Source organism: Streptomyces sp. NPDC044063, assembly GCF_056434285.1.
The window spans coordinates 96,770-114,152 of record NZ_JBWKFM010000006.1 but is presented as its reverse complement, the minus strand read 5'-3'; the positions used below and the strand labels follow the sequence as shown (position 1 = coordinate 114,152).

16 protein-coding genes are annotated in these 17,383 nt (G+C 74.5%); 14 read left to right on the top strand and 2 right to left on the bottom strand.

Annotation, left to right across the window (positions count from 1 at the left end; translation table 11 throughout):
• The first annotated feature begins 8 nt into the window (after positions 1 to 8).
• On the top strand, positions 9 to 1,292 hold the full coding sequence (locus tag AC07BS_RS10390; RefSeq protein WP_478644726.1) for an HAD family hydrolase: 1,284 nt from the start codon (positions 9 to 11) through the stop codon (positions 1,290 to 1,292).
• Positions 1,293 to 1,323: 31 nt separating this feature from the next.
• Here the strand turns inward: AC07BS_RS10390 and AC07BS_RS10385 are convergent, their stop codons facing one another.
• Entirely contained in the window at positions 1,324 to 2,511 is a 1,188-nt protein-coding gene (locus AC07BS_RS10385) for an amino acid deaminase/aldolase (protein ID WP_478931377.1), read from the bottom strand.
• Between the two features lie 171 nt (positions 2,512 to 2,682).
• On the opposite strand from AC07BS_RS10385, the gene AC07BS_RS10380 reads away from it, so the two are divergent.
• The 4 genes from AC07BS_RS10380 to AC07BS_RS10365 all read left to right on the top strand — a co-directional run bounded on the left by AC07BS_RS10380 (position 2,683) and on the right by AC07BS_RS10365 (position 6,389).
• Entirely contained in the window at positions 2,683 to 3,534 is an 852-nt protein-coding gene (locus AC07BS_RS10380) for a hypothetical protein (RefSeq protein WP_478644724.1), read from the top strand.
• Positions 3,531 to 4,709 (top strand): type VII secretion-associated serine protease mycosin, encoded by a 1,179-nt coding sequence (gene mycP / locus AC07BS_RS10375; RefSeq protein WP_478644723.1) that lies wholly within the window; start codon positions 3,531 to 3,533, stop codon positions 4,707 to 4,709. The genes AC07BS_RS10380 and mycP overlap by 4 nt, the downstream gene beginning before the upstream one ends.
• Before the next feature lie 23 nt (positions 4,710 to 4,732).
• Positions 4,733 to 5,473, top strand: coding sequence for an SseB family protein (locus tag AC07BS_RS10370; protein ID WP_478644720.1), 741 nt, complete (start codon positions 4,733 to 4,735; stop codon positions 5,471 to 5,473).
• A 109-nt stretch (positions 5,474 to 5,582) separates the two neighbouring features.
• Positions 5,583 to 6,389 carry an MIP family channel protein gene (locus tag AC07BS_RS10365; RefSeq protein ID WP_478645075.1) on the top strand — a complete coding sequence of 269 codons (807 nt, stop codon included), beginning with the start codon at positions 5,583 to 5,585 and terminating at the stop codon, positions 6,387 to 6,389.
• 25 nt (positions 6,390 to 6,414) lie between these two features.
• On the opposite strand, the gene AC07BS_RS10360 is transcribed toward AC07BS_RS10365, so the two are convergent.
• Complete coding sequence (locus tag AC07BS_RS10360; protein ID WP_478644719.1) at positions 6,415 to 6,792, bottom strand: DUF1844 domain-containing protein; 378 nt, start codon at positions 6,790 to 6,792, stop codon at positions 6,415 to 6,417.
• A gap of 381 nt (positions 6,793 to 7,173) precedes the next feature.
• On the opposite strand from AC07BS_RS10360, the gene infC reads away from it, so the two are divergent.
• The 9 genes from infC (at position 7,174) to AC07BS_RS10315 (ending at position 17,343) form a co-directional block, all read left to right on the top strand.
• Positions 7,174 to 7,812: a translation initiation factor IF-3 gene (infC, locus tag AC07BS_RS10355; RefSeq protein WP_478645073.1), complete on the top strand. Its 639-nt coding sequence runs from the start codon at positions 7,174 to 7,176 to the stop codon at positions 7,810 to 7,812.
• A 126-nt stretch (positions 7,813 to 7,938) separates the two neighbouring features.
• Positions 7,939 to 8,133: a 50S ribosomal protein L35 gene (gene rpmI, locus AC07BS_RS10350; RefSeq protein WP_086568974.1), complete on the top strand. Its 195-nt coding sequence runs from the start codon at positions 7,939 to 7,941 to the stop codon at positions 8,131 to 8,133.
• Between the two features lie 95 nt (positions 8,134 to 8,228).
• Positions 8,229 to 8,615, top strand: coding sequence for a 50S ribosomal protein L20 (gene rplT / locus AC07BS_RS10345; protein WP_071964710.1), 387 nt, complete (start codon positions 8,229 to 8,231; stop codon positions 8,613 to 8,615).
• 132 nt (positions 8,616 to 8,747) lie between these two features.
• A complete protein-coding gene (locus AC07BS_RS10340; RefSeq protein WP_478644715.1) occupies positions 8,748 to 9,581 on the top strand; it encodes a TrmH family RNA methyltransferase in 834 nt (277 codons plus the stop codon).
• A 36-nt stretch (positions 9,582 to 9,617) separates the two neighbouring features.
• Entirely contained in the window at positions 9,618 to 10,739 is a 1,122-nt protein-coding gene (locus AC07BS_RS10335) for a sensor histidine kinase (protein ID WP_478644714.1), read from the top strand.
• A gap of 163 nt (positions 10,740 to 10,902) precedes the next feature.
• Positions 10,903 to 12,024, top strand: coding sequence for a phenylalanine--tRNA ligase subunit alpha (pheS, locus tag AC07BS_RS10330; protein ID WP_478644711.1), 1,122 nt, complete (start codon positions 10,903 to 10,905; stop codon positions 12,022 to 12,024).
• On the top strand, positions 12,024 to 14,534 hold the full coding sequence (gene pheT / locus AC07BS_RS10325) for a phenylalanine--tRNA ligase subunit beta (protein WP_478644709.1): 2,511 nt from the start codon (positions 12,024 to 12,026) through the stop codon (positions 14,532 to 14,534). The genes pheS and pheT overlap by 1 nt, the downstream gene beginning before the upstream one ends.
• A 197-nt stretch (positions 14,535 to 14,731) precedes the next feature.
• Positions 14,732 to 15,907 (top strand): PP2C family protein-serine/threonine phosphatase, encoded by a 1,176-nt coding sequence (locus AC07BS_RS10320; protein ID WP_478644706.1) that lies wholly within the window; start codon positions 14,732 to 14,734, stop codon positions 15,905 to 15,907.
• Between the two features lie 98 nt (positions 15,908 to 16,005).
• Positions 16,006 to 17,343: a tetratricopeptide repeat protein gene (locus AC07BS_RS10315; RefSeq protein WP_478644704.1), complete on the top strand. Its 1,338-nt coding sequence runs from the start codon at positions 16,006 to 16,008 to the stop codon at positions 17,341 to 17,343.
• Positions 17,344 to 17,383 lie beyond the last annotated feature (40 nt).

Sequence of the window (17,383 nt, the reverse complement as noted above, 5' to 3'; positions counted from 1 at the left end):
GAGAGCACATGCGCACCAAGTCCGCCATCGTCGCCGGCCTCGCTGCCGCCGCGGCCCTCACCACCGCGACCGTCACTGCCGCGGCTACGGCCACCGCCGCCCCCGCCCACCACGACACCCGCCGGAACTGCCCGCAGCTCGACACCAAGCTCCCCTGGGCCGGGGACAACCGCGCCCGGCTGCAGAAGATGATCGACGAGCGGGGCACCTGCTCCGGCGTCCGCGGACCGCGCCCGGTCGCCGCGTTCGACTGGGACAACACCGTCGTCAAGAACGACATCACCGACGCCACGCTCGCCTGGGCGCTGCGGAACGACAAGATCCTGCGGCCGCGGAGCTGGAAGGACACCAGCGTCTGGCTCACCACCGCCGCCGACAAGGCGCTGACCAAGGCCTGCGGCACCGCCGTGCCCGCCGGCCGCCCGCTGCCCACCTCGAAGAACACCGCCTGCGCGGACGAGATCTTCGAGATACGCGAGAAGTCGCAGACGATGGCCGGCGAGACGGCCTTCGCCGGCGAGTGGAACCACCGGCGCACGGTGCCCGCCTACGGCTGGATCCCGCAGCTGTTCGCCGGGCACACCCCCGCAGCCCTGACCTCCTTCGCCCGCCAGGCCCGCGCCGAGCAGCTCGCCGCGCCCGTGGGCGCCAAGCAGACGGTCGGCACCCACACCATCGCCGGCTACATCCGCTACTACGACCAGCAGAAGGACCTGATCCGCACGCTGAAGCGGGCGGGCTTCGACGTCTACATCGTGTCGGCCTCCTCCGAGCCGATCGCCGAGGCCTGGTCCAGCGGGGTCGGCCTGGACCGCGCGCACACCATCGGCATCCGCAGCGTCACCAAGCGCGGCCTGCTCACCACGTCCCTCAAGGGCTGCGGCGGCGTCGAGACCGGGCACGGCGACGCCCTGCCGTACATGGACGGCAAGCGCTGCATGATCAACCAGGAGATCTTCAAGATCAAGGGCGCGGCCGCCTGGAAGCAGCAGGACCCGGCCCACCGCATCGCGCTCGGCGCGGGCGACGCCGACACCGATGTGACGTTCGTGAACGACGCCACCGGTGCCCACGTCGCCATCAACCGCAACAAGTCCGAGCTGATGTGCCGGGCCTACGACGACGTGGACGGCCGCTGGGTGGCCAACCCGATGTTCATCGACCCGATGCCGCGCAAGTCCGGTACGTACCCCTGCTCCACGACCGGCGCCACCGCCGAGGACGGCACGAAGGTACCGGTCCGGCGCGCCGACGGATCCGTCATCCCGGACCAGGCCGACCGGGCGTTCTGAGGAACGCCCGGCCCGCGGGGGCCCCGCGCCGTCACAGGAACGCGTGGCCCTCGCCCCGGTACGTGGGCACCGTCCCCACGACGCGGTCGCCGTCGATGAGGTGCAGCGCGGTGAAGCGCTCGCACAGCTCGCCGGCCTTCGCGTGCCGGAACCACACCCGGTCGCCGATCAGCAGGTCGTCGGCGGCCGGGCCCAGCAGCGGCGTCTGCACCTCGCCGGCCCCTTCCCGAGCCACCAGCCGCAGCCCGGCCGGGAGGTGGGGCACCGGCAGCCGGTCGGCGCCGGCCGCCCCGGACGCCGGATAGCCGCCGCCGAGGACGGTCACCACGCCCACCCCCGGCCGGCGCACCACCGGCAGCGCGAACAGCGCCGCCGGGCGGCCCCGGAACGCGCGGTAGTCGTCGAACAGCCGGGGCGCGTACAGCCCCGAGCCGGCCGCGACCTCCGTCACCGCCGGCTCGGCCGCGGTGTCGTGCACGCTGCCCGTGCCGCCGCCGTTGACGAACTCCAGGTCCGCCACCTCCCGCACGGCCCCCACCGCCTCGGCCCGCAGCTCCCGCAACCGCGCGCGGGCGGTCGCCTGCATCAGCCGGACCGCCCGGGCCCGCAGCGGCCGGCCCGACGGGTTGTCACCCACGCCCGCCACATGGGCCTCGTAGGCCATCAGCCCCACCAGCCGGAAGCCCGGTCTGCGGACCACCTCCCGGGCCAGCGCGGCCAGCCGCGCGGGCTCGGCCACCGGCGACCGCAGCGCCCCGATCCGCACCCGGCCGCCCAGCAGCCGCAGCGACACGTCCAACTCCAGGCACACCCGCACCTCTTCGCGCCCCGTCCGGGCGGCGTCGATCAGCGCCAGCTGGGCGGGGTCGTCCACGGTCAGCGTGACCGCCTCGGCCAGCTTCGGGTCGGAGGTCAGCTCGGCGAGGCCCGCGCGGTCGGCCGAGGGATAGGCCAGCAGGACGTCCGCCACACCCGAACGCGCCAGCCACAGCGACTCGGCGAGGGTGTAGCCCATCACCCCCGCGAAGCCGTCCCGCTCCAGCACCCGCTCCAGCAGCGCCCGGCAGCGCACCGACTTGCTCGCCACCCGCACCGGCTTGCCGCGCGCCCGGCGGGCGATGCCGGCGGCGTTCGCGTCGAACGCCCGCAGATCGACCACCGCCAGCGGGGCCTGTAAGTGGGCGGTGGCCCGGTCGTAGCGCACTCGGTCGGACGACATGGCAGGCAGCCTGCCAGAGCGGGATTCCGCCGACCAGGGGCCGGCGGCGGGCGAATGGCACCCGTCCTGCCACGCACCGTAAAGTGGCGCGCACGCCAGGCCCTTCGGGGGCGGCGCACATGTCCGACATGAGGCGGTTCGGTGAGCCGGTTCGCGAGGGGGAGCGTGCACGTGACCACCGAAGCGGATGCCGTGGCGCCGTCGGCCGCCCCCCTGTACGTCCCCCCGCCGCCCCCCGGACCGCCGCCCGTTGCCGGAGCCAAGGCCTCCGCCCGCTCGCGCGCGGCCGCCGCCGTCTGCCTCTTCGCCGGTCTGGGGCTCATAGCCGGGGCCGCCGCCGGGAGTTGGCTGGCAAGCGGCGCGGCCGAGCGCCCGGCCGCCGAGGCCGCGTACGAGCGCGGGCGCGCCCTGTGGCGCGACATCCCCGTCGACACCCTCTTCCCCCGCAGCGTCCACGGCGACGCGGCCGGCCCCGGCGGAGCCCGCCGCGACTGGACCCGGCTGGGCGTCGCCCCCGACGGGGGCTGCGCGGACGCCTTCGACGCCCCGCTGGCCCGCGCCCTGGCCCCCGCGGGCTGCCGGCGCCTGCTGCGCGCCACCTACGCCGACGTCACCTCGTCCAGCGTCACCACGGTCGGCCTGGTCGTGACGGAGGCGGACATGTCCGGCATGCGGGAGCTGCGCCGCCGGTTCGCCGCCGAACGCCTGGACGAGCGGGCCGATCTGATGCCCCGCCCGTACGCGCCCGGCGGCACCGCCGCCGAACGCTTCGGCGACGCCCAGCGCGCCAGCTGGCGCATCAGCGTCCTGACGGACGTCCCGGCGGTCGTCTACGCCGTCACCGGCTTCGCCGACGCCCGCACCGGTACCCCGCCCCAGCCCGCCGCCCGGGCCGTCGCCCCCGGTGCGACCACCGCGCCCGCGCAGGCCGGCCTCGGCCACGACGCGACCGCCCTCGCGGAGGAGGTGGAACGCGTGTTCCGCCGGAACGCCCACGAGCCGGACGCGGGGAGCGCCCGGTGACCGCCCCCCGCCGGCTCCCGCGCCGCCTCGGCCCGCTCTGCGGCGCGCTCGCCCTCGCGCTGCTGGCCGCGCCGTCCGCGCGGGCCGACGCCATAAGGACCCAGGAGTGGGCCCTGGACGCCCTCCACGCCCAGGACGCCTGGCGGACCACCCGGGGCGCCAACGTGACCGTCGCCGTGCTCGACACCGGCGTCGACGACGGCCACCCCGACCTGCGCGGACGGGTCCTGCCCGGCAAGGACCTGATCGGCTTCGGCGCGGCGCCCGGCGAGCGGGCCTGGGCCCGGCACGGCACCGCCATGGCCGGGATCGTCGCGGGCCGGGGCCACGGGCCGTTCGACGCCGACGGCGTGATGGGCGTCGCGCCGGAGGCCAGGGTCCTGCCCGTGCGCGTGATCCTGGAGGACGGCGACCCCGCCCGGCCCAGGGCCCGCGGCGCGCGCGGCGGCGCCCTCGCCGACGGCATCCGCTGGGCCGCCGACCACGGCGCCGACGTCATCAACCTCTCCCTCGGGGACGACAGCGACACCGCCCACCCCGACGCGCGCGAGGACGCCGCGGTCCAGTACGCCCTCGGCAAGGGCGCCGTCGTGGTGGCCTCCGCCGGGAACGGCGGCGAGAGCGGCGACCACGTCTCCTACCCGGCCGCCTACCCGGGCGTGATCGCGGTGACGGCCGTCGACCGCTACGGCGCCCGGGCCGCGTTCTCCACCCGCCGCTGGTACGCCACCGTCAGCGGGCCCGGCGTCGACGTCGTCATCGCCGACCCCGACCGGCGCTACTACGAGGGCTGGGGGACCAGCGCGGCCGCCGCCTTCGTCTCCGGTGTCGTCGCCCTGGTCCGGGCGGCCGACCCCACCCTGAGCCCGGCCCGGATCCGCGACCTGCTGGTGCGCACAGCCCAGGACGCCCCGCCGGGCGGCCGCAGCGACGAGCTGGGCGCCGGACTGGTGGACGCGGCGGCCGCCGTGAGCGCCGCGGCGCGGGGCGTGCCCGTGACCCGCTCCCGGCCCGCGGACCCGCCGCGCTACTTCGGCGGCGGACCCGGCCCGGAACGGCCCGGCGACGGGGCCACGGTGCCGGGCACGCCCGCGCTGGCCGCCGGTGGCGCCGGGGCCGTCCTGCTGGCCGTGGCGGCGGTCCTGCGCCGGAGACGGCCGCGCGGCGGCCGCTGACGGGCGCCCGATAGGCTCCTCCCGTGGCCCTCAAGAACATCCCCGATCCCGGTTTCTCCGACGACGACGGCTCCGCCGACCCCGCGCTGACCGAGGCGCTCGCCGCCTGGGCGGCCGACCGGTCCGCCGAGGACCGGGTGCTCGCGGCCCTGCCGGGCGCGCGCCTGCTCGTCCCCGTGGTGGCGGTGCTCGGCGAGGTGGAGACCGGGCCCGACGGGCTGCGGCGCGAGAAGACCAGCGACATGGCCGTGCCCACGCTGCGGGCCCCGGACGGGCGGCGGGCGCTGCCCGCCTTCACCTCCACCGAGACCCTGGCCCGCTGGCAGGCGGACGCCCGGCCGGTGGCCGTGCCGTTCCACCAGGCGCTCCAGGCCGCGGCCCACGAGAAGGCCGACACCATCGTCCTGGACCTGGCCGGCCCGGTGACGTACCCGCTGACCGGCGCGGCGCTGCTCGCCCTGGCCGAGGGCCGTACGAGCACGGACCCGCTGGCCGACCCGGCGGTGGCCGGGGCGCTGCGCGCGGTGCTGGAGGGCGAGCCGGGCGTGCTGCGGGCGCATCTGGCGCCGGGCGGCGACGCGGACGGCACCCTGGCGCTGACCCTGGGGCCCGGCGTTGAGGCCGGCGAGGTGGTCGGGCGCGTCGCCCGGGCCCTGGCCGCCGACGAGGTGCTGCGGGCCCGGCTGGTGAAGGGCCTGGACCTGGCCCTGCTGCCGGCGGGCGCGCCGGTCCCGCGGGGCGCGGAGGTGCTCGTCGGCGGCTGAGGCGGCCGCTGATCTTTCGAGAGGCGCCCGGGGAGGGACCGTCCGACAATTACCTACGGACGGTCCACGAGATCCTCAGGAGGACGCCATGGACGCCCTGAAGAACGTGATGCCGGCCCTGGAGAATCTCGACCCGGTGAAGACGAGGGCCATCACCGCCGAGTTCCTCGGAACCCTGCTGCTGGTCTTCTTCGCCGTCGGATCCGTCGTCCTGGCGGCCGACTACATCGGTGTGCTGGGCATCGCGCTGGCCTTCGGCTTCACTCTGCTGGCCCTCGCGTACGCCCTGGGACCCGTCTCCGGCTGCCACGTCAACCCGGCGGTGACGCTGGGGCTGCTGCTCGAACGCCGGATCACGCTCCACACGGCCATCGAGTACTGGATCGCCCAAGTGCTCGGCGGCATCGTCGGCGCGGCGATCCTCTTCCTGCTGGCCAAGCAGGTGCCCGGGCTCAAGACCCACAACGCCTTCGGCAGCAACGGCTTCGGCGACCGGTCGGCGGTGCACCTCAACACCGGGGGCGCGTTCCTGGCGGAGGTCGTCCTGACGTTCCTGCTGGTCTTCGTCGTGCTCTCGGTCACCCACCGGGTGGCCGTGGTGGGCTTCGACGGGCTGGCCATCGGTGTGGCCCTGGCCGTGGTCCACCTGATCGGCGTACCGCTGACGGGCACGTCCGTGAACCCGGCCCGCAGCATCGGCCCGGCGCTCTTCGCGGGCGGCGGGGCGCTGTCCCAGCTGTGGCTGTTCATCATCGCCCCGCTGATCGGGTCCGCGATCGCCGCCTGCGCGCACCGCGTCACCCATCCGCCGCATTCGCCGGCCATCGTCGCCGACGACATCGCGGCCCCCGAGCGGCTGGCGAAGCGGCCCGCCGCCCGGGGCGAGGAGCCCGGCCCGGGGACCGGGACGGCCTGACGGCCCCGGCCCCGGCCCGCGGGCTTCAGGAGTAGACGGGTCCGGTGAACTTCTCGCCGGGCCCCTTGCCGGGCTCGTCCGGCACCAGGGACGCCTCGCGGAAGGCCAGCTGGAGGGACTTCAGGCCGTCGCGCAGCGGTGCCGCGTGGAAGTTGCTGATCTCGGTGGCGCTGGCGGTGACCAGGCCGGCCAGGGCGTGGATCAGCTTGCGCGCCTCGTCCAGGTCCTGGTGCTTCTCGCCCTCCTCGGCGAGGCCCAGGTTGACGGCCGCGGCGCTCATCAGGTGCACGGCGACGGTGGTGATCACCTCGACCGCGGGGACGTCCGCGATGTCGCGCGTCATGCTGTCGAAGTCCGGGTTCCCCTCGCCGTCCGGGGTGGCCTCGGGGGTGGCGTCGCTCATCGTTGCTCTTCCGTTCTCATGAACCTCGTGACCGAGGCGGGACGCGCCCCAGCCTAGGGCCCGGGCGCGCACGGGTGGGGACCGGCCCGGCTCGCTGGTATATTGGTGTGCGACCGGCCGGACACCTGTGTGCCCGGCCCACAAGTGGAGGCTCCGATCTCCCACCTGGTCGGCCCACGGGCCGGCAGGTCTCGGGTCTTGGCAGGACCCATCGTTCCGTACGGACGATGGGAAGCTGCCGATCGCGCCTCGCGGTTCACCGCGGCGGTGCTCCCTGAGTGTGAGGAGCCCTGCCTGTGACCCGTCCGAGGCGTTTTTTGCGTCTCGCGGGACGTGGCGGTCATACCGAAAAGACGTTACGCGGCTGTCCGCCAGACCGCCGTGTGGTGCTACCGAGGAGGCCCCATCAGCGCCGAGCCCCGCATCAACGACCGGATCCGAGTCCCCGAGGTGCGACTTGTCGGTCCCAGTGGCGAGCAGGTCGGCATCGTGCCGCTTGCCAAGGCCCTGGAGCTTGCGCAGGAGTACGACCTCGACCTGGTCGAGGTCGCGGCGAACGCCCGTCCGCCGGTCTGCAAGCTCATGGACTACGGGAAGTTCAAGTACGAGTCGGCCATGAAGGCCCGTGAGGCGCGCAAGAACCAGGCGCACACGGTCATCAAGGAGATGAAGCTCCGGCCGAAGATCGACCCGCACGACTACGACACCAAGAAGGGTCACGTCGTCCGGTTCCTCAAGCAGGGCGACAAGGTCAAGATCACGATCATGTTCCGTGGTCGCGAGCAGTCCCGGCCGGAGCTCGGCTACCGACTGCTGCAGCGTCTGGCGGAGGACGTCCAGGAGCTCGGTTTCGTCGAGTCGAACCCGAAGCAGGACGGCCGCAACATGATCATGGTCCTCGGTCCGCACAAGAAGAAGACCGAGGCGATGGCCGAAGCCCGCGAGGCGCAGGCCGCCCGCAAGGCCGGGCGCCAGGGCGGGTCCGGCGAGGACTCCGCCGAGGAGCCCGCAGAGGCGTGACCCCGGGGCTCCGGCCCTGGTGCTCACTCCGGGACGCCCCCCGTCCCGGACAGCAATCGAACAAGTTGTCGCTCCCGTGCGCCCTGATACGGCCGGGAGTGCCACCGACGAGGAGAGAACGGCGCTATGCCGAAGAACAAGACGCACAGCGGTGCCAAGAAGCGCTTCAAGGTGACCGGCTCCGGCAAGGTGCTCCGTGAGCGCGCCGGCAAGCGCCACCTGCTCGAGCACAAGTCGTCCCGCCTGACGCGTCGCCTCACCGGCAACGCCGAGATGGCCCCGGGCGACGCCGCGAAGATCAAGAAGCTTCTCGGCAAGTGACGTCCGGCGCCACCGCGCCGAACGTCCGCACCGGGACCCAATCGAATTCGGGCCGTGTGAGAACCCACCACGGCCCCGCTACAAGGAGTTAACAAGTGGCACGCGTCAAGCGCGCAGTCAACGCGCACAAGAAGCGTCGGGCGATCCTCGAGGCGGCCAGCGGTTACCGCGGCCAGCGGTCGCGTCTGTACCGCAAGGCCAAGGAGCAGGTCACCCACTCCCTGGTCTACAACTACAACGACCGCAAGAAGCGCAAGGGCGACTTCCGTCAGCTGTGGATCCAGCGCATCAACGCCGCTGCCCGCCAGAACGGCATGACCTACAACCGCCTCATCCAGGGTCTGAAGGCCGCCAACATCGAGGTGGACCGCAAGATCCTGGCCGAGCTCGCGGTCAACGACATGAACGCGTTCGCCGCGCTCGTCGAGGTCGCCCAGAAGGCGCTGCCGGCCGACGTCAACGCGCCGAAGGCCGCCGCCTGATCCGATGCCGTGAGGCATCCCGCCGACAGGCACCGACCGGACCCGCAGCCCATCAGGGACTGCGGGTCCGGTCGCGTCCGGCGGCGCCCGGCGCCGACGGCACGTTCCACCCCAGCAACCGAAAGTGAGCCCATGGCGGCCCCCGAGCTGACCTCCCTGCGATCGCCCCGTGTCGTCGCGGCCCGCCGACTGGCCAAGCGCAGCTTCCGCGGCAAGGAGCGTCGCTTCCTGGCCGAGGGCCCGCAGTCCGTCCGCGAGGCCATCGACCACCTGATCGAGCTCTACGTGACGCCGGACGCCGCCGAGCGGCACGCCGACATCGTGGCCGCCGCGCTGGACGCCGGGGTGCCGGTGCTGACCGCCACGGACGAGGTCATCGCCGAGATGTCCGAGACGGTCACCCCGCAGGGCCTCGTCGGCCTGTGCCGCTTCCTGGACACCCCCTTCGAGGAGATCCTCGCCGCCCGGCCCAAGCTGGTCGCCGTCCTCGCGCACGTCCGCGACCCCGGCAACGCCGGCACCGTGCTGCGCTGCGCGGACGCCGCGGGCGCCGACGCCGTCGTGCTCACCGACGCCTCGGTCGACCTCTACAACCCCAAGTCGGTCCGGGCCTCCGTCGGCTCCCTCTTCCACCTGCCGGTCGCCGTCGGCGTCCCGGTGGAGCAGGCCGTGGAGGGGCTGCGCGGCGCCGGGGTGCGCGTCCTGGCCGCCGACGGCGCGGGCGACCGCGACCTGGACGGCGAGCTGGACAGCGGCACCATGGGCGGCCCCACCGCCTGGGTCTTCGGCAACGAGGCCTGGGGACTGCCCGAGGAGATCCGGGCGCTCGCCGACGCGGTGGTGCGCGTGCCCATCCACGGCAAGGCCGAGTCGCTCAACCTCGCCACGGCCGCCGCCGTGTGCCTCTACGGCTCCGCCCGTGCGCAGCGCGCGTCCGGAGGGTGCCGCTCCGTGACCTCCAGCTAGTAGGGTGGCGCTCCGGGGGCTCGGGAGGGGGTGCGGATGAGGTACGTCAGGACTTCCGGGAGCGTGGCCGGCACCTGCCCGGACGCCTCTCCCGCGGGCTTCGGCCTGCACCCCGACGAGCTGCCCGACGGCCTGGTCGTGGCCGACGCGGCCGGCCGGGTGACCTGCTTCAACAGCGCCGCGGCGCGCGTCTCCGGGGTCCGGCCCGCCGACGCCGTGGGCCGGCCGCTGGAGAGCGCGCTGCCGCTGGAGGACCTGGACGGCCGCCGCTGGTGGGCGCTGACCGACCCGTACGGCGGTCTGGCCACCCGCTCGGGCCAGCCCGAGCGCAATCTGCTGCTGCCCGGCGGCCGCCAGGTGCTGGTCTCGGCGCGCTACGTCCGCGAGCGGCGCGGCGGCCCCGTGGTGCGGGTCGTGATCCAGCTGCGCGGCACCGAGGCCCGCCGGCGCACCGAGCGCAGCCACGCCGAGCTGATCGCCACCGTCGCCCACGAGCTGCGCTCCCCGCTGACGTCCGTCAAGGGCTTCACCGCGACGCTGCTGGCCAAGTGGGAGCGGTTCACCGACGACCAGAAGCGGCTGATGCTGGAGACCGTCGACGCGGACGCCGACCGGGTCACCCGGCTGATCGCCGAGCTGCTGGACATCTCCCGCATCGACTCGGGGCGGCTGGAGGTGCGCCGGCAGCCGCTGGACATCGCCGCCGCCGTGCGCCGCCACGTCCAGGCGCACGTACGCGCCGGGCAGCCCGAGGGCCGGTTCGTGGTGCGGGTGGCCCAGGAGCCGCTGCCCGCCCTGTGGGCGGACCCGGACAAGATCGACCAGGTGCTGGGCAACCTCCTGGAAAACGCGGTGCGCCACGGCGAGGGGACCGTCACCATAGAGGTGTCACCAGCACGCACCACGACGCACGCGGAGGGGACGGCGGTCACCGTGAGCGATGAGGGCCCCGGGATTCCCGAGGAGGCGATGGCCCGTGTCTTCACCCGCTTCTGGCGGGGCAGCAAGCGCGGCGGCACCGGCCTGGGCCTGTACATCGTCAAGGGCATCGTCGAGGCCCACGGCGGGACGATCACGGTCGGGCGGGCCGCCCGCGGGGGAGCGCAGTTCCGGTTTACCCTGCCCGTGGGTGCCCCGGCCTTCCTGACCCAGGCCTGAAGCCACGCCCCACGGGCTCACCCGACCGCACGCGCCCCTTAGACTCGGCCTTTGGCACCTTTGGCACCACCTTTGGCCAATGTCGTCGGGCGAGCGCCGCGCAGCGCAGCCAGGTGGCACCTCCCAGCGGTAGCTGAGGGGACAATCGGAAGCACGGGAAGAGATGTCGGCACCCAATAAGTCGTACGACCCTGTCGAGGTCGAGGCACTGAAACCGCAAGAGATCGAGCGCATGCGGGACGAGGCGCTCGCCGCCTTCACCGCCGCCGCCGACCTGGACGCCCTGCGCGAGGCCAAGGCCGCCCACATGGGCGACCGCTCCCCGCTGGCGCTGGCCAACCGCGAGATCGGCGCCCTGCCCCCGCACGCCAAGGCCGAGGCCGGCAAGCGCGTGGGCATGGCCCGCGGTGCCGTGAACAAGGCCCTGGCCGCCCGCCAGGCGGAGCTGGAGGCCGAGCGCGACACCCGCGTCCTGGTCGAGGAGGCGGTGGACGTCACCCTGCCGCACGACCGCGTGCCCGCCGGTGCCCGCCACCCGCTGACGACGCTGAGCGAGCGCATCGAGGACGTCTTCGTGGCCATGGGCTACGAGGTCGCCGAGGGCCCCGAGGTCGAGGCGGAGTGGTTCAACTTCGACGCCCTCAACATCGCCCCGGACCACCCGGCGCGCACCATGCAGGACACCTTCTTCGTGCGCGGCGCGCGGAAGGACGGCGACTCCGGCGTCGTGCTGCGCACCCACACCTCCCCGGTGCAGATCCGCTCGCTGCTCGACCGCGAGCCGCCGGTCTACGTCGTCTGCCCGGGCCGCGTGTACCGCACGGACGAGCTGGACGCCACCCACACCCCGGTCTTCCACCAGGTCGAGCTCCTCGCCATCGACGAGGGCCTGACCATGGCGGACCTCAAGGGCACCCTGGACCACATGGTGCGGGTGCTCTTCGGCGAGGACATGCGCACCCGGCTGCGCCCGTCGTACTTCCCGTTCACCGAGCCGTCCGCCGAGATGGACATGGTGTGCTTCGCCTGCCGCGGTGAGTCGGTCGGCGACCCCGACAAGGCGTGCCGCACCTGCTCCAGCGAGGGCTGGATCGAGCTGGGCGGCTGCGGCATGGTCAACCCGCGGGTGCTGATCGCCGCGGGCGTCGACCCGGAGAAGTACAGCGGATTCGCCTTCGGGTTCGGCATCGAGCGGATGCTGATGTTCCGCCACAACGTCGAGGACATGCGAGACATGGTCGAGGGTGACGTGCGCTTCACCCGGCCGTTCGGGATGGAGATCTGATGCGCGCCCCGCTTTCCTGGCTGCGGGAATACGTCGACCTTCCGGCGGGCGAGACCGGTCGTGACGTACAGGCCAAGCTCATCGCCGCCGGACTCGAGGTCGAGCGCGTCGAGCGTCTCGGCGCGGACATCAAGGGCCCCCTGGTCGTCGGCAAGGTGCTGACGATCGAGGAGCTGGAGGGCTTCCGCAAGCCGATCCGCTTCTGCACGGTCGACGTCGGCGACGCCAACGGCACCGGCGAGCCGCAGGAGATCGTCTGCGGCGCCCGCAACTTCACCGTCGGCGACAAGGTCGTCGTGGTGCTGCCCGGCGCCGAGCTGCCCGGCGGCTTCGCCATCGCCGCCCGCAAGACCTACGGCAGGGTCTCGCACGGCATGATCTGCTCCGGCGACGAGCTGGGCATGGGCGACGACGGTTCCCACGGCATCATCGTGCTCCCGCCCGAGTACGAGCCCGGCACCGACGCCATCGAGCTGCTCCAGCTCGTGGACGAGGTCCTCGACATCGCCGTCACCCCGGACCGCGGCTACTGCCTGTCGATGCGCGGCATCGCCCGCGAGGCCGCCACCGCCTACGGTCTGCCGCTGCGCGACCCGGCGCTGCTGGACGTCCCCGCGCCCAACAGCTACGGCTACCCCGTCCAGGTCGCCGACCCCTCCGGCTGCGACCGCTTCACCGCGCGCACCGTCACCGGCCTCGACCCCGAGGCGCGCTCCCCGCTCTGGCTGCAGCGCCGCCTGCAGAAGGCGGGCATGCGCCCGGTCTCGCTGACCGTCGACGTCACCAACTACGTGATGCTCGAGCTGGGCCAGCCGCTGCACGCCTACGACCGTTCCCAGCTGGACGGCACGATCGGTGTGCGCCGCGCCCTGCCCGGCGAGAAGCTCACCACCCTGGACGGCACCAAGCGCGTCCTGGACGCCGAGGACCTCGTCATCACCGACAACCGCGGCCCCATCGGGCTCGCGGGTGTGATGGGCGGCGCCGAGACCGAGATCGCCGACCACGGCGCGGAGCGGGGCACCACCGAGGTCGTCGTCGAGGCCGCGCACTTCGACCCGATGGTCGTGGCCCGGGCCGCCCGCCGCCACAAGCTGTCGACCGAGGCGTCCAAGCGCTTCGAGCGCGGCGTGGACCCGCAGGCGGCCTCCGCGGCCGCCCAGCGCACCGTCGACCTGCTGGTGCTGCTGGCCGGCGGCACCGCCGAGGCGGGCGTCACCGAGCTGGTCGCCCCCAGCGGCCCGCGCACCATCACGCTGCGCGCCGACCACCCCGACCGCGTGGCGGGCGTGGAGTACGGCCGCGAGACCGTCGTGCGCCGCCTCCAGGAGGTCGGCTGCGACGTCTACGGGCAGGACGAGCTGATCGTCACCGTGCCCAGCTGGCGCCCGGACCTCACCGACCCGAACGACCTCGCCGAGGAGGTCATCCGGCTGGAGGGCTACGACAACGTCCCGTCCTCCCTCCCGCAGCCGCCCGCAGGCCGCGGCCTGACCGCGCGCCAGCGCCTCCACCGCCGGGTCGGCCGGGCACTGGCCGGCGCGGGCTACGTCGAGGCGCTCAACTACCCCTTCGTGGGGGAGTGGGCCCTGGACCACCTGGGCCTGGAGGCCGACGACCCGCGCCGCACCGCCGTGCGCCTGGTCAACCCGCTCTCCGACGCCGAGCCGCTGCTGCGCACCACGCTGCTGCCGGGGCTGTTCTCCGCCCTGCGCCGCAACGACAGCCGGGGCGAGCACGACCTGGCGCTCTTCGAGACCGGCCTGGTCTTCCGTCCCAACGGTGACGAGGCGGCGCCGGTGCGCCTGCCCATCGACCGCCGTCCGACCGACGAGGAGATCGCCGCGCTCGACGCCGCGCTGCCCCGGCAGCCGCGCCGCGCCGCCGTGGTCCTCGCCGGCGCCCGCGAGCGGGCCGGCTGGTGGGGCGCCGGTCGCCCGGCCCTGTGGGCGGACGCCATCGAGGCGGGCCGCGCCGTGGCCCGTGAGGCCGGTGTCGAGCTGATCGTCCGGCAGGACCAGCAGGCCCCGTTCCACCCCGGCCGCTGCGCCGCGCTGCTCGCCGTCGTCGACGGCGAGGAGGTGCTCGTCGGCAACGCCGGTGAGCTCCACCCGCGCGTCACCAAGGCGTTCGGCCTGCCGGAGCGCACCTGCGCGATGGAGATCGAGCTGGACCTGCTGGAGCGCGCCGGTGCCGGCGCGGTCACGGGCCCGCACGTCTCCACCTTCCCGGTGGCCACCCAGGACGTCGCGCTGGTCGTGGACTCCTCGGTCGCCGCGGCCGACGTCGAGGCCGCCCTGCGGGCCGGCGCGGGCGAGCTGCTGGAGTCGCTGCGTCTGTTCGACGTCTTCACCGGCGCCCAGCTGGGCGAGGGCAGGAAGTCGCTGGCGTACGCGCTGCGCTTCCGCGCCGCCGACCGTACGCTGACCGCCGAGGAGGCCTCGGCGGCCCGTGACGCGGCCGTCCAGGTGGCCGTGGAGCGCACGGGCGCGGTGCTGCGCGGCGCCTGACGGCCCGCGGACGGCGCGTCACAGGACGCCCAGGGGCGCCCCGGATCTCCGGGGCGCCCCTTCGCGTATCACGCATCGTCAGCGAGGCACACGCCGAATATCACTCAATAGGGTGGAATCGGCGGGTCGAGTCGTTACTTTCGCGTGGCCGCTCGCGAGAATCGAGCGCGTCATTGCTGCAATGGGGGGCCGACGGCATGATCCGTACACAGGCGCTTCGCTGGCGGCGTGCTCTGGTGGTGGCGCTGCCCGGGCTCTGGGTCCTCGGGGTCGTTTGCTGGGAACTGCTGAATCCCCTGGGAGCGCAGTGCGTCCAGCTCCTCGCCGCCGCGCCCGCGATCGCCTGCGCCGGCAGCGGCCGCCGCCAGTGCGTCGTCCTGGGCGGGGCCTGCGCGCTGTTCGCGCTCGTCCCCCTGGGCTCCACCGGCCACACCGACCCCGGCACCCGGCTCGGCACCTGCGGCGCCATCCTCGCCGTCGTCGCCGCCAGCTATCTGGCCTCGGGCCGCGGCCGGCGCCTCGCCGCGGAGGTGGAGCACCTCCGCGAGGTGGCGACCGCCGCCCAGCGCGCCCTGCTGCGCCCGCTGCCGCCCCTGCTCGACGGCCTCGCCCTGGCCGGCGGCCACCTCTCCGCCAGCCGCGGCGCCCTCGTCGGCGGCGACCTCTACGAGGCGCTGGCCACCCCGCACGGCGTCCGCGTCGTCATGGGCGACGTCCGCGGCCACGGCCTGCCCGCCCTGGCCACCGTCGCCGCCCTGCTCGGCAGCTTCCGCGAGGCCGCCCACGACGAACCCGAACTCCCCGGGGTGCTGCGCCGCCTCGAACGCGCCCTGCAACGCCACCTGCGCGAGCGGGCCCGCGCCGAGCACACGCCGGGCGCCCCCGAGAGGGACGCCGAGGAGTTCGTGACCGTCCTGCTGCTGGAGGTCAGTGCCCGCGGCGACATCCTCGCCCTCAACTGCGGGCACCCCTGGCCGCACCGCATCACCGCCACCGGCCACGGCCCGCCCCGCGCCGTCGCCATGGCCCCCGGCGACCCGCTGCCCCCGCTCGGTGCCTTCCCGCTCCCCGCCGAACTGCCCCTGCTCGCCCTGGACCGGCTGCGGCCCGGCGACGCCCTGGTGCTCCACACCGACGGTGCCGAGGACGCCCGCGACGCCGCCGGGGCCTTCTTCCCGCTGACCGGCACCCTCACCGAGGCCGCCCGCCGCGTCCCGTTCGCCCCTGACGCCGTCGTCGAGCACGTCCAGGCCGCCCTGCTGCGCCACACCGGCGGCCGGCTCGGCGACGACTTCGCCCTGCTGGCCCTGCGCAACGACCGCGAGCGCCTCCCCGAGCGCCTCCCCGAACCGGCGGCCTGCGCCCGTCACTGAGCGCTCCGCGCGGGCCCGTTCGGGCGGTGGCGCGTTCACACCCCGTGCGAAGCGGTCTCCACTACGCTGATCCCACCGAGCGCACCGGAGGGCGGGGTATGGAGCCCAACACACTGCTCGACGCCATCCTCGACGAGGCCGGGATATCCCACGCCGGCCTGGCCGCCCACATCAACGCGGCGGGCCGGGCCAGGGGACTGGCGTTGCGTTACGAACACACCGCCGTCGCCCGCTGGCTCAAGGGCCAGCGGCCCCGCGGCCAGGTACCGGACCTGATCTGCGAGGTCCTCGGCGAGCGGCTGCACCGTGCGCTGACCCTCGACGACATCGGCCTGGGCACCCCCGGCACGCCCCGGGCGCCCGGCACCCCGCTGTCCGGCTTCGTCGACCGCGCCACCGCCCTGTGGCGCTCCGACGAGCAGCAGCGCGAGCACGTCGTACGGGCCCCCGCCGTCACCGGCACCCCGGCGGTCATCCCCGTCTGGGAGTGGGAGAACCCGCCCGAGGACGCCGACGTCTCCCGGCGCGGGCTGACCCGCGTCTCGCTCGACGACATCGAGATGCTCCGCGCGGCCCGCGCCCACTACGAGCAGATGTACCGCAAGGCCGGGGGCGTGGCGACGCGCGGCCGGGTGGTCGGCTTCCTCAACGCCGAGGCCGCCCCGCTGCTGCGCGGCGGCTATTCGGACGCCATGGGGCGCCAGCTCCACCGCGCCACCGGCGGTCTGGTGGCCGTCGCCGGCATCTGCGCGTACGACTCCGACGCGCACGGCCTGGCCCAGCGCTACTTCCACCAGGCGCTGCGGCTGGCCAAGGCCAGCGGGGACCGGGGCCTGGGCGCGTATGTGATCGCCCTGCTCGTCAACCAGTCGCTCTTCATGGGGGAGTACCGCCAGGCCGTGGCCTTCGCCGAGTCCGCGCTGCGGGCCGCGGGCTCCGACCTCACCCCCGCCCTCGCCGCCGATCTCTACGCCATGCAGGCCAAGGCCTACGCGCGGCTCGGCGACGGCGCCGGGGCGCTGGGCTGCATCCGGCGCGCCGAGGCGGCCGCCGAACGCATCCACCGTGGCCAGGAGCCCGCCGAGACCGGCTACGTCCAGCCCGGCCTGGTGAACGTACAGGTGGCCGAGGCGCTGCTGAGCCTCGGCGACCTCGGGCCCGCCCGTGAGCACGCGGACCGGGCCGTCGACACCCCCGCCCACGACCGGGGCCGTGTCCACCGGCTCGCCATGCTCACGCACATCGAGCTGCGTCAGGGAGACGCGGACAAGGCGGTGGCCACCGCACGGGAGATGACCGAGCAGGCGAGAGGCATGGAATCGCAGCGCTTACGGGACCGGCTCCGTGCGGTGCGCGAGCACCTGATCGAAAGTGGGTGCGCGGCCACGGCCGAGGCCGCCGAGATGATCGACGGGGCGTTGCGCGTGCCCTTGTGAGGGAAGTCGCCGGGACAGCGCCCGGGAGGTGGCCACCTCG

Bases quoted from the DNA above. Each gene is read 5' to 3' on its own strand.
- AC07BS_RS10390 (WP_478644726.1), top strand. From the start codon at position 9: ATGCGCACCAAGTCCGCCATCGTCGCCGGCCTCGCTGCCGCCGCGGCC.
- AC07BS_RS10385 (WP_478931377.1), bottom strand. From the start codon at position 2,511: ATGTCGTCCGACCGAGTGCGCTACGACCGGGCCACCGCCCACTTACAG.
- AC07BS_RS10365 (WP_478645075.1), top strand. From the start codon at position 5,583: ATGCCGGCCCTGGAGAATCTCGACCCGGTGAAGACGAGGGCCATCACC.
- AC07BS_RS10360 (WP_478644719.1), bottom strand. From the start codon at position 6,792: ATGAGCGACGCCACCCCCGAGGCCACCCCGGACGGCGAGGGGAACCCG.
- rpmI (WP_086568974.1), top strand. From the start codon at position 7,939: ATGCCGAAGAACAAGACGCACAGCGGTGCCAAGAAGCGCTTCAAGGTG.
- AC07BS_RS10340 (WP_478644715.1), top strand. From the start codon at position 8,748: ATGGCGGCCCCCGAGCTGACCTCCCTGCGATCGCCCCGTGTCGTCGCG.
- AC07BS_RS10335 (WP_478644714.1), top strand. From the start codon at position 9,618: ATGAGGTACGTCAGGACTTCCGGGAGCGTGGCCGGCACCTGCCCGGAC.
- pheS (WP_478644711.1), top strand. From the start codon at position 10,903: ATGTCGGCACCCAATAAGTCGTACGACCCTGTCGAGGTCGAGGCACTG.
- pheT (WP_478644709.1), top strand. From the start codon at position 12,024: ATGCGCGCCCCGCTTTCCTGGCTGCGGGAATACGTCGACCTTCCGGCG.
- AC07BS_RS10320 (WP_478644706.1), top strand. From the start codon at position 14,732: ATGATCCGTACACAGGCGCTTCGCTGGCGGCGTGCTCTGGTGGTGGCG.
- AC07BS_RS10315 (WP_478644704.1), top strand. From the start codon at position 16,006: ATGGAGCCCAACACACTGCTCGACGCCATCCTCGACGAGGCCGGGATA.